At 60.7% G+C, this 10,374-nt stretch carries 12 protein-coding genes; all 12 read left to right on the top strand.

The window, feature by feature from the left end:
* The 12 genes from murJ (at position 1) to ybeY (ending at position 10,370) form a co-directional block, all read left to right on the top strand.
* Complete coding sequence (gene murJ, locus HYPMC_RS22125) at positions 1 to 1,581, top strand: murein biosynthesis integral membrane protein MurJ (protein WP_013950382.1); 1,581 nt, start codon at positions 1 to 3, stop codon at positions 1,579 to 1,581.
* 77 nt (positions 1,582 to 1,658) lie between these two features.
* The gene (gene trpS, locus HYPMC_RS22120; RefSeq protein ID WP_041300505.1) at positions 1,659 to 2,696 is read left to right on the top strand and encodes a tryptophan--tRNA ligase; all 1,038 of its coding nucleotides are present in this window, start codon (positions 1,659 to 1,661) and stop codon (positions 2,694 to 2,696) included.
* 89 nt (positions 2,697 to 2,785) lie between these two features.
* Entirely contained in the window at positions 2,786 to 3,286 is a 501-nt protein-coding gene (locus tag HYPMC_RS22115) for a universal stress protein (RefSeq protein ID WP_041300502.1), read from the top strand.
* Between the two features lie 123 nt (positions 3,287 to 3,409).
* The gene (locus tag HYPMC_RS22110; RefSeq protein WP_013950379.1) at positions 3,410 to 3,964 is read left to right on the top strand and encodes a NifU family protein; all 555 of its coding nucleotides are present in this window, start codon (positions 3,410 to 3,412) and stop codon (positions 3,962 to 3,964) included.
* Positions 3,965 to 4,042: 78 nt separating this feature from the next.
* On the top strand, positions 4,043 to 4,633 hold the full coding sequence (locus HYPMC_RS22105; protein ID WP_013950378.1) for a malonic semialdehyde reductase: 591 nt from the start codon (positions 4,043 to 4,045) through the stop codon (positions 4,631 to 4,633).
* Positions 4,634 to 4,646: 13 nt separating this feature from the next.
* Positions 4,647 to 5,345: a tRNA (adenosine(37)-N6)-threonylcarbamoyltransferase complex dimerization subunit type 1 TsaB gene (gene tsaB, locus HYPMC_RS22100; RefSeq protein WP_013950377.1), complete on the top strand. Its 699-nt coding sequence runs from the start codon at positions 4,647 to 4,649 to the stop codon at positions 5,343 to 5,345.
* The gene (rimI, locus tag HYPMC_RS22095) at positions 5,342 to 5,845 is read left to right on the top strand and encodes a ribosomal protein S18-alanine N-acetyltransferase (protein ID WP_013950376.1); all 504 of its coding nucleotides are present in this window, start codon (positions 5,342 to 5,344) and stop codon (positions 5,843 to 5,845) included. The genes tsaB and rimI overlap by 4 nt, the downstream gene beginning before the upstream one ends.
* An 89-nt stretch (positions 5,846 to 5,934) precedes the next feature.
* Positions 5,935 to 6,390: a Fur family transcriptional regulator gene (locus HYPMC_RS22090; protein ID WP_024275044.1), complete on the top strand. Its 456-nt coding sequence runs from the start codon at positions 5,935 to 5,937 to the stop codon at positions 6,388 to 6,390.
* Between the two features lie 6 nt (positions 6,391 to 6,396).
* Entirely contained in the window at positions 6,397 to 7,278 is an 882-nt protein-coding gene (locus HYPMC_RS22085; RefSeq protein WP_013950374.1) for a 1-acyl-sn-glycerol-3-phosphate acyltransferase, read from the top strand.
* A gap of 75 nt (positions 7,279 to 7,353) precedes the next feature.
* Positions 7,354 to 8,703 (top strand): tRNA (N6-isopentenyl adenosine(37)-C2)-methylthiotransferase MiaB, encoded by a 1,350-nt coding sequence (gene miaB / locus HYPMC_RS22080; protein ID WP_013950373.1) that lies wholly within the window; start codon positions 7,354 to 7,356, stop codon positions 8,701 to 8,703.
* A gap of 148 nt (positions 8,704 to 8,851) precedes the next feature.
* On the top strand, positions 8,852 to 9,856 hold the full coding sequence (locus HYPMC_RS22075; RefSeq protein ID WP_013950372.1) for a PhoH family protein: 1,005 nt from the start codon (positions 8,852 to 8,854) through the stop codon (positions 9,854 to 9,856).
* A 4-nt stretch (positions 9,857 to 9,860) separates the two neighbouring features.
* Positions 9,861 to 10,370 (top strand): rRNA maturation RNase YbeY, encoded by a 510-nt coding sequence (gene ybeY, locus HYPMC_RS22070; RefSeq protein ID WP_013950371.1) that lies wholly within the window; start codon positions 9,861 to 9,863, stop codon positions 10,368 to 10,370.
* Positions 10,371 to 10,374: the final 4 nt, after the last annotated feature.

The raw sequence follows: 10,374 nt of genomic DNA, 5'->3' as shown, positions 1-10,374 counted from the left end.
ATGAATCTTTATAAATCGTTTGCCACCGTCGGCGGCTTGACGCTGCTAAGCCGAGTCTTCGGCTTCATGCGCGATATCCTGATCGCCGCCACGCTTGGATCGGGCTGGGTCGCGGACGCCTTCGTCGTCGCCTTTCGTTTCCCCAATCTCTTTCGCCGCCTTTTCGGCGAGGGTGCATTCAATTCGGCGTTCGTGCCGATCTTCGCCAAAAAACTCGAAGGCGACGGCCCGGAAGCTGCCCGATGCTTCGCCGAAGACGCGATGGCGGGCCTCCTTTTCGTGTTGCTGATCGTTACCATCGTCGCTGAAATTGCGATGCCGTTTCTGATGTACGGGTTGGCGCCCGGCTTCGATGCCCGGCCAGAGAAATTCGATCTCTCCGTGCTGCTGACCCGCATCACGATGCCGTACCTACTCTGCATGTCGCTCGTCGCGCTGATGTCGGGCGCATTGAACTCGGTCGGCCGCTTCGTCGAAAGCGCATCCGTCTCGATCGTGCTCAACGGCGTGATGATGGTCGCGACGCTGATCTCGATGTGGATGGGCTACAAGGCCGAACCGGAAGCCGGCATCATCCAGGCTTGGGCCGTCTTCGTCGCCGGTTTCCTGCAGCTCGCCGTACTGATATGGGGCATGCACCGGGCTGGGATGCGTCTCGGCATCCGCCGGCCGCGACTGACGAACGACGTTCGCCACCTTGTCCGGCTCGGCATTCCGGGCGTCATTTCCGGTGGCGTAACCCAGCTCAACATCGCCATCGGAACGATCATCGCATCGCTTCAGCCGGGCGCCGTGTCCCACCTCTATTACGCCGATCGCATCTATGAATTGCCGCTCGCGATTGTCGGCATTGCGGTCGGCATCGTGCTGCTGCCCGACGTCGCGCGCCAGCTCAGAGCCGGCAACACGGCGGCCGTAATGGATAGCCAAAACCGCTCGCTCGAATTCGCACTGCTGCTGACGGTCCCCGCAGCCTTTGCGCTCGCCGCAATCCCGACCGACATCGTCCGCGTGCTGTTCGAGCGCGGCGCTTTCGGCCCGAAAGATACCCACGTCACCGCGTCTGTGCTGGCGATGTTTGCGCTCGGCCTGCCCGCATTCGTGATGATCAAAGTTTTTTCGCCGGCCTATTACGCCCGCGAAGACACCAAGACGCCGATGCGCTACGCCGTGATCAGCCTGACGGCAAATACCATCGGCTCGATCGGACTGTTTTTCATGTTCCGTCATCTCGGCATGCTGCCGCAGCTCGGCATCGCCATCGCGACGGCAATCGGCGGCTGGCTCAATGCCTATCTGCTGTGGGCCACACTGAGCCGCCACGGCGATTTCGTCGCCGACAGCCGCATCAAGCGCAACATCCCTCTGATCCTGTTGGCCAGCGCGGTCATGGTCGCGGCCCTCCTCGCCATCAGCCACTGGCTGTTGCCCCATTACGGGCATGACACGGGGTTTTTGGTAAAAGCCTCTATTCTCGGGATCGAGATCGGCGCCGGCCTGATCATTTACGCCCTAATCATCTTGGCAACCGGCGTCATGACGGTCGGGCAGCTCGGCCGTCTGGTGCGCAAGCAACGTTAGGCAATGCGCAAGACTTGCGCGGCGGCCGCATGCACGCGATAAGGCCGCCAAATCATTTCAACACCGGTACGGATCCCATGAAAATCACGCCGCGCGTCTTCTCGGGCATGCAGCCGACAGGCAGCCTGCATCTCGGCAACTATCTCGGCGCGATGGTCAACTGGATCAAAATGCAGGACACCCACGAGTGCATCTATTGCGTCGTCGATCTGCATGCGATCACGGTAGCGCAGGACCCCGCTGAGCTGAGAACGGCAATCCGTCAGGTCACGGCCGCCTACATCGCCGCCGGTCTCGATCCGAAGAAGAGCATCCTCTTCAACCAATCGCAGGTTTCCGCCCACGCCGAACTCGCCTGGATCTTCAATTGCGTCGCCCGCCTGGGCTGGCTCAACCGCATGACGCAGTTCAAGGAGAAAGCCGGCAAGGATCGCGAGCAGGCATCCGTCGGCCTGTACGCCTATCCTAACCTGATGGCCGCCGACATTCTCGCCTATCGGGCGACGCACGTTCCCGTCGGCGAAGACCAGAAGCAACATTTGGAACTCGCCCGCGACATCGCGCAGAAGTTCAACAACGACTATTCGGCTTCGATCATCGAGAACGGCTTCGCCGACGGCATTTTCTTCCCCCAGCCGGAGCCCGTCATCACCGGGTCCTCGACGCGCGTCATGAGCCTGCGCGACGGCACGAAAAAAATGTCGAAGTCCGACCCATCCGACCTCTCGCGCATCAACATAACGGATGATGCCGATACGATCGCGAAAAAGGTCCAGAAAGCCAAAACCGATCCCGAACCGCTGCCGAGCGACGAGACAGGTTTCGCGGGTCGCCCGGAAGCCGAAAACCTGATCGGCATCTACGCGACGCTTGTCGATAAGCCCGTTGATGCCGTTCTCGCCGAGTTCGGCGGTCAACAGTTCTCGTCGTTCAAGAAGGTCCTGGCGGACGCGCTCGTCGCCCGCATCGAACCCATTGCTATCGAGATCAAGCGGCTGTCAGCCGACCCTGCCGAGATCGACCGCGTCTTGGGTGACGGCTCGGCGCGCGCCCGCGAAATCGCGTCGCCGATCATGGACAAGGTCAAGGATATCGTCGGCTTCATCCGCAGCTGATCGCTTACCCACACGTTCCCTGAAGTTGCATATGGCGGCAGCACTTGCCGCCATTGCAGCCGCAGGGCGGGAGTGGCAGCATCCGGACCATGAAACCGCGTCGCTCATTCGAAGAAGGCCATCGCCGCAAGTTCCTGATCGTCGTCGACGAGAGCCAGGAAGTCGAAAGCGCGCTCTATTACGCCGCGAGCCGCGTCCAACGCTCTTCGGGCATGATCATCATGCTCTACGTCATTGAGCCGAGCGAACTGCAGAACTGGGCGGGCGTCCGTCAGATGCAGATCGACGAAGAGACGACGAAAGCCAAGGCCCTGTTCCGCCTCTTCCGCCGTAAGCTTGCCCACGCCGGTTTCGAGGCTGTCGAAACCGAAGACGTAATCCGCGAAGGCCGCACCGCCGAAGAGGTCAACAAGCTCATCGCCGAAGACGAAGACATCGCGATTCTGGTGCTTGGCGCGTCCATCGACGCCAAAGGCCCCGGACCCCTTGTCGCATCCCTGGCGGCAGGCCGTGCGGGCGGCGGATTTGCGGTTCCCGTAACGGTCGTTCCGGGCCAACTTTCACTCGCGGAAATCAAGGCATTGGCCTAAATTGGCCACAGATCCGAGCCGGGCGATAACCTCGACACGGCCATTTGGCGTACCTATATTAGAAGCCTTCCAATCACCCGCCGGCGGGCGATGCTCATTCACCGGACACGAAGTGAGGCCAGCATGTTTATTCAGACCGAAGCGACGCCAAACCCGGCAACGCTGAAGTTCATCCCCGGCCGTGACGTCCTCGCTGACGGCACCGCCGATTTCCGCTCGAAAGGCGACGCTGTAGCCTCGCCGCTTGCAGCCCGGCTTTTCGCGATCGACGGCGTCAACGGCGTGTTCCTTGGCTCAGACTTCATCTCGGTGACCAAAGGCAACATCGAGTGGCAGCACCTGAAGCCGATGGTCCTCGGCGCGATCATGGAGCACTACATGTCCGGCGCCACGGCTACGGACGAGGAAGACGCCAACGACAGCAGCGCCGAAAACTACGATCCGCAAGACGAATCGATCGTCGCCACGATCAAGGAGCTGCTCGAAACCCGTGTGCGCCCCGCTGTCGCACAGGACGGCGGCGACATCACCTTCTCAGGCTTCCGCGACGGTGTCGTCTACCTGCACATGCGCGGCGCCTGCTCGGGCTGTCCAAGCTCGACCGCGACCCTGCGGCACGGCATCGAAAATCTCCTGAAGCATTTCTTGCCGGAAGTGCAGGCTGTAGAACCGGTCTAAACTGAGAATTTCTTCCTTTGAACCCCGCCTCGGCGGGGTTCTTCGTTTCTGGACCTAAAAACAACCACGGAAATGGAAATGACCACACCACTCGATCATGCCGCATTCGATCAATTGTTTGATAAAGCCCGCACAAACAATAAATGGCAGCCGCGCGACGTGCCTGATGATCTATTGAAGCAGATTGTCGAGCATATGAAATGGGGTCCGACGAGCGTCAACTGTTCGCCCGCTCGAATTGTTTTCGTGAAATCGCCGGAAGCGAAAGAGCGTCTAAAACCGCACCTCAGCCCCGGAAATGTCGATAAAACAATGGCCGCGCCAGCAACCGCGATTATCGCCTACGACTTGAAATTCTACGAATATCTGCCGCGTCTCTATCCGCCGGCCGATGCCAAAAGCTGGTTTGTCGGCAAAAAAGAGCACGCCGATACGACGGCATTTCGAAATGGCAGCCTGCAAGGCGGCTATTTTATTCTGGCAGCCCGCGCGCTTGGCTTGGATTGCGGGCCAATGTCGGGCTTTAACAATGCCGCCGTCGACGCCGAATTCTTCGCTGGAACCGACATAAAGTCGAATTTCCTATGTAATCTTGGATATGGCGACCCGGAGGGTATTTATCCACGTTCGCCACGATTTAGCTTCGACGAAATGGCATCAATCGTATAAAAAGCCGCCCGGAATGAATATTCTTTCGCTCGATACCTGTTTTGATGCCTGCTCCGTCGCGGCGGGCCGGGGGCTTCGTTCGCTCACCCCCGGCATTTCGTTCGCATTCGAGGGTATGCAGCGCGGCCATTCCGAGCGATTGATGCCCATGATCGAAATGGTCATGGCCGAAGCAGGCCTGAAATTCAAATTGCTCGACCGCATTGCGGTCACGTTTGGACCGGGCACATTTACAGGCACGCGCATTTGCGTTTCTGCAGCGCGCGCGCTTGCTCTCGCGACGGGCGCTCAATTCGTCGCGATTTCGAGCCTCAAGCTTATGGCGATGAGTCCGAGAATATCTGCAGCACCGACACGCCGTGTTGCTATCGCGACCGACGCCCGGCGTGACGAAGTTTATATTGAGGTTTTCGATCGCCATTCGCTGCAAAGCGTTGCCGCTCCGCAATGCCTTGCAATCACCGATGCGGTAAAAGCCTTAGGGACAGCGCCCATCGTCGTCGCCGGTTCCGGTGCTGAAGCGCTTGCCGCAGCCGCCCGCCGCGAAGGCATCGAGGCGACAGCGATCCTGCCGGACCTGCTGCCCGATGCCCTCGATCTTCTGTTTCCGGCCTGCGAGATGCCGGTAACGGACAGCCTCCGCCCGCTTTATCTCCGCCCGCCCGATGCCAAGCCGCCTGCCCCAAGCCCGTTCCTCGGAGCCGGTGCATGACGAACGTCACGCCGTTTCGGAACGTGAAACACGCAAGCATGCTTTGGGCGTCGCCGGATCGAGCGGAGGAAATCGCGGCGCTGCACGCTAAACTTTTCGATCCGGCCTGGAACACTGATGCAATCAAGGGCCTGCTCGAACACCCCGCCGCCACCTCGTTGATCGCCGTCGCCGGCGGTCAGAAAAAATCCGTCATTGCCTTTGTCATCGGCCAGCTCGCCGCCGATGAAGCCGAAATCCTTTCCATTGGCGTTTCGCCCGATTGGCAGCGGGTCGGCCTCGCCACCGGTCTGCTGGAGGGCTTGAGCCGTGCCGCCCGCCGCGGCGGCGCCAAACGCATCTTCCTTGAAGTTGCAGAGGACAACGAAGGCGGCATCGCGCTTTATCGCAAACTCGGCTTTACCGAAGCCGGACGCCGCAAGCGTTATTACGAACGCCCCGGCAGCACAGCCGTCGATGCATTGACGCTCGTTCTCGATCTCGACGCCGCCAAAGCCTAGCGTCGATATAGACGCGAAGCCTTGCCACAGCCTATATGGCCGCCATACTCGGGCGACGAGGAATCGTCTTCAGCCAAAGCTTGATCGTCATGACCGCACCTTCGGCGAAGTCCGAGACATCCATCGAAAAACGATGCACGGAGTATGGCCTGCGCATGACCGGCCAGCGGCGCGTCATCGCCCAGGTCTTATCGGCAGCAACCGATCATCCCGACGTCGAGGAAGTGCACCGGCGGGTCGTAGCCGTCGACGCACGCATTTCGCTTTCGACGGTCTACCGCACGCTGAAGCTTTTCTCGGAAAAGGGCATCTTGGAGCGCCACGACTTCGGTCATGGCCGCGGCCGCTACGAACCGGCGCCCAGAGAGCACCACGACCATCTGGTCGATATCGAAACCGGCCGCGTGATCGAATTTTCCAACTCGGCGATAGAGGCGCTACAGGAGCGCGTCGCGCGTGAGTTGGGCTTCGAGCTTGTCGGCCATCGCCTGGAGCTCTACGGCGTGCCGCTCGGAAAAAAGAAGTCGTCCGCCCGCAGAGGCTAGGCCACGATGGCACAGGGATCGCTCCGCGCTTCGGCAGTTCTGACAGGCTTCTTCGGCTTCACGCTGCCGCTGATGCCGGTGCAGGCGTTGCTGCTTAAGGTTTCGCCCGCTGCCGCCCGCCGCTTTCCCAATTGGTATCATCGCAACGTCTGTCGGATTCTCGGCGTCAAACTGAAAATCGAAGGACAGGTCGTTGACGACAAGCCGGTACTGCTCGTCTGCAATCACACCTCCTGGCTCGATATTCCGGTGCTCTCTGCCGTTGCTCCGGTGTCGTTCGTCGCCAAGCTCGAAGTCGGTAGCTGGCCGTTCGTCTCGGCGCTCGCGCGGCTTCAGCGCTCCGTCTTCGTCGATCGCACGCGACGACAAGCAACCGGCGACGCCGCAACCGAAATCATGAAAAGGCTGAAGCTCGGCGATACGATCGTGCTGTTCGCCGAGGGCACATCGAGCGACGGCAATCGCGTACTGCCGTTCAAGACATCCCTGTTCGGCGCAGTCTCAGGTCAAGGCGCAACGGGCAACGGCGACGTCGTCGTACAGACCGCAGCCGTCGTCTATACCCATCTCCGCGGCGTCCCCCTGACCCGCGCCGACCGCCCGCGCATCGGTTGGTACGGTGACATGGAAATGACCTCGCATGCCTGGGGGGTGCTCAAATCCGGGCCGATCACGGCAACGATCAAGATCAGCCCACCCGTCCCGCTTTCGGAATTCAAGGATCGCAAGGACCTGGCGCTCAAGACCGAACGCGCCGTCCGTTCCGCCGTCCTCGGCATTCTGCGCGGCCGCCCCGACGACCCGGCTCTCATCCCCGTCGAGCCGAGCCAGGAAATCCGCCGCCAAAAACTGGGCTTGCCTGCGGCCCGCAGCGAGAAATGGACATAATCGACCTATTCTGTGCTATGCGCTTCCTCCTCAGGAAGCCTGAGCCAAAACCCCAATCTTAATTGGCCCATCGACGTGCAGCGCCCGAACACCAAAAGCTATTATTTGAAGACCTTCGGCTGTCAGATGAACGTCTACGACAGCGAGCGTATGACGGAAGCACTGGCGCGCGACGGCTATGCCGCGACGGACGACATCGCTGGCGCCGATCTCGTCATCCTCAATACCTGCCACATCCGTGAGAAAGCCGCTGAGAAAGTCTATTCCGATCTCGGCCGCATTCGCGACATGAAGGACGCGCGAAAGCGCGACGGCAAGGAAACCGTGATCGCCGTGGCAGGCTGCGTGGCACAAGCCGAAGGCCGCGAGATCACAACCCGTCAGCCTGCGGTCGATCTCGTCATCGGCCCGCAAAGCTATCATCGTTTGCCCGAACTGATCGAACGCACCGCGAATACCCGCGAGCACATCGTCGAAACAGAATTTCCCGGCGACGAAAAGTTCGAGCGCATGAAAGCGCCGCGCCGCGTGTCGTCGCCGTCCGCATTTCTGACCGTGCAGGAAGGCTGCGATAAGTTCTGCACCTTCTGCGTCGTGCCCTACACGCGCGGCGCTGAGTTTTCGCGCTCGCTCGTAAAGCTCGAAGCCGAAGCCCGCGAGCTGATCGCGGCAGGAGCCAAAGAGCTTGTGCTGCTTGGCCAGAACGTCAACGCCTATCACGGCGAAGGCCCTGACGGCCGCACGATCGGCCTCGCCGAATTGATCCGCAGGCTGGCGGATATCGAGGGCGTCGAGCGCATCCGCTACACGACGAGCCACCCGCGCGATATGGACGCCGACCTGATCGCCGCCCATGCCGAAGTTCCCCAGTTGATGCCGTTCCTGCACTTGCCGGTGCAGTCTGGCTCCGACCGTATGCTGGCTGCCATGAACCGCAAGCATCGCGCCGAGGAATATTTGGACCTCATCGGCCGCCTGCGCTCCGCCCGCCCCGACCTTGCCCTGTCGAGCGATTTCATCGTCGGCTTTCCCGGCGAAACCGACCAGGATGCCGAGGACACCCTTTCGCTCATCAGGGCAGTCGGTTTTGCTCAGGCCTTTTCTTTCAAATACAGCCCCCGCCCCGGAACCCCGGCTTCAACCCACGAGGGTCAGGTCCCCGAAGAGGTCAAATCCGAACGTCTCCAGCGCCTTCAGGCGCTGCTAGACGACCAGCAGGCAGACTTTAACACCCAGGCCCTCGGCATGACCGTTCCGGTGCTGTTTGAACGCCGCGGCCGCCAGCCGGGTGAATTTGTCGGCCGGACACCCTATCTACAGCTCGTTCACGTGGCCGCCGAGGGCGACCTCGTAGGGCGCACAGCAAACGTGGCCGTGACCGATGCCCGCCGCGTCAGCCTGTCGGGTGTCATCGCGGCAGCATAATCGGACGATAGGGGTGGGGCCGCACTTGTTGTGCGTTAACCACACCTCGCTGTGCCGAAGGCATATTCCGCATGCTAACGTTGCTTCTACGGTCGATTCGATTTTGACTTCTGCGCGTAGAAAAATCGCAACCAAAGGAGAGTCAGGATTGGCAGCATTCCGCGGGTCCTCCGCGTCAGCCTCGAGACGGCCCAGCCCCGCCGGCAAGGCCGAACTTGAAACTGCTCGCGTCGTTGTACCCTTTGAAGACAACCGGCTGCTCACCCAGCTGCTTGGGGAATACGATAGCCACCTGGCCCTGATTGAAGATCGATTAGGCATTGATGCCCACGCTCACGGCAACGTCGTCATCCTGACTGGCCCGGCCGCCGCCTGTGATATCGCCCGAAACGTTCTGGAACGCCTTTACGCCCGCATCCGCAAAGGCGAGACGGTCGGCGCCGGCGATATTGACGGACTGATCCGCCACGCCCGGACCGAAGGCTCTGAAACCGACGGGCAGGCCCAGATCGCGACGCGCCGCAAGGTCGTTAAAGCCCGCACCCCGACGCAAAGCGAATACATGCGCGCGATCCAGAAGAAGGATCTCGTGTTCGGCGTCGGCCCCGCCGGTACCGGCAAAACCTATATCGCCGTAGCTTTCGCCGCCCATTGCCTTGAGCGCGGCCTCGTCGAACGCATCATCCTATCGCGGCCCGCCGTTGAAGCCGGCGAACGCTTAGGCTTCCTGCCCGGCGACATGCGCGACAAGGTCGACCCGTATCTTCGGCCGCTTTACGACGCCCTGTACGACGTCCTGCCGCCTGAAAAGGTCGAGCGCGATATCGAAACCGGCGTCATCGAAGTGGCGCCCCTCGCCTTCATGCGCGGCCGCACGCTGTCGAATGCCTTCGTCATCCTCGATGAAGCGCAGAACACGACCAGCATGCAGATGAAGATGTTCCTGACCCGTATCGGCGAGGGCTCGAAAATGATCGTGACGGGCGACCCGTCCCAGGTCGACCTGCCGTTCGGGACCAAGTCCGGCCTCGTCGAAGCTGTCGAGCTGCTCGCGGGAGTTGACGATATCTCGATCATCAACTTCATGGCCGGCGATATCGTCCGCCGCGACCTTGTCGCCAAGATCGTCGACGCCTACGAAAAGCCGAAGTGAACCAATGCCTGCGTCACCAAATGCGGCTAAGCCTGTCTTCGAGGTTGAGATCGTCGAAGATGACGGGGACTGGTCGCAGATTTCTGATCTCGATCATTTGATCGAGACCGCTGCCCAGGCTGCCGTTGCGGCAGCCGAGGGACAAATACCGGGTTTCGTTTCCGTCGCCCTGTCTTCGGACGCGATCGTCGCCGACCTCAACGGCCGCTTTCGCGGCAAGCCTAAGCCCACGAATGTCTTATCTTTTCCGGCTGGGGACGGAGCCCCCGACGGTCAGATTGGCGACATAATCCTCGGGCTTGAAACGGTCGAGCGAGAAGCCGCCGAGCAAGGCGTCCCGATCGCGCATCATCTGCAGCATTTGGTCGTCCATGGCGTGCTGCATCTTTTAGGCTATGATCACGAAACCACGGCAGATGCGGAACGCATGGAAGCCATTGAAATAAATATACTTTCTAAATTAGGCATAGCAAATCCCTACACGGGCGAGCTGGAAACCGGTACAAGTGAGTGACCGG

The sequence above is a fragment of the Hyphomicrobium sp. MC1 genome, assembly GCF_000253295.1.
GTDB lineage: Bacteria > Pseudomonadota > Alphaproteobacteria > Rhizobiales > Hyphomicrobiaceae > Hyphomicrobium_B.
The sequence above is the reverse complement of the archived record's forward strand: the minus strand, read 5'-3'. Positions and strand labels throughout refer to the sequence as shown.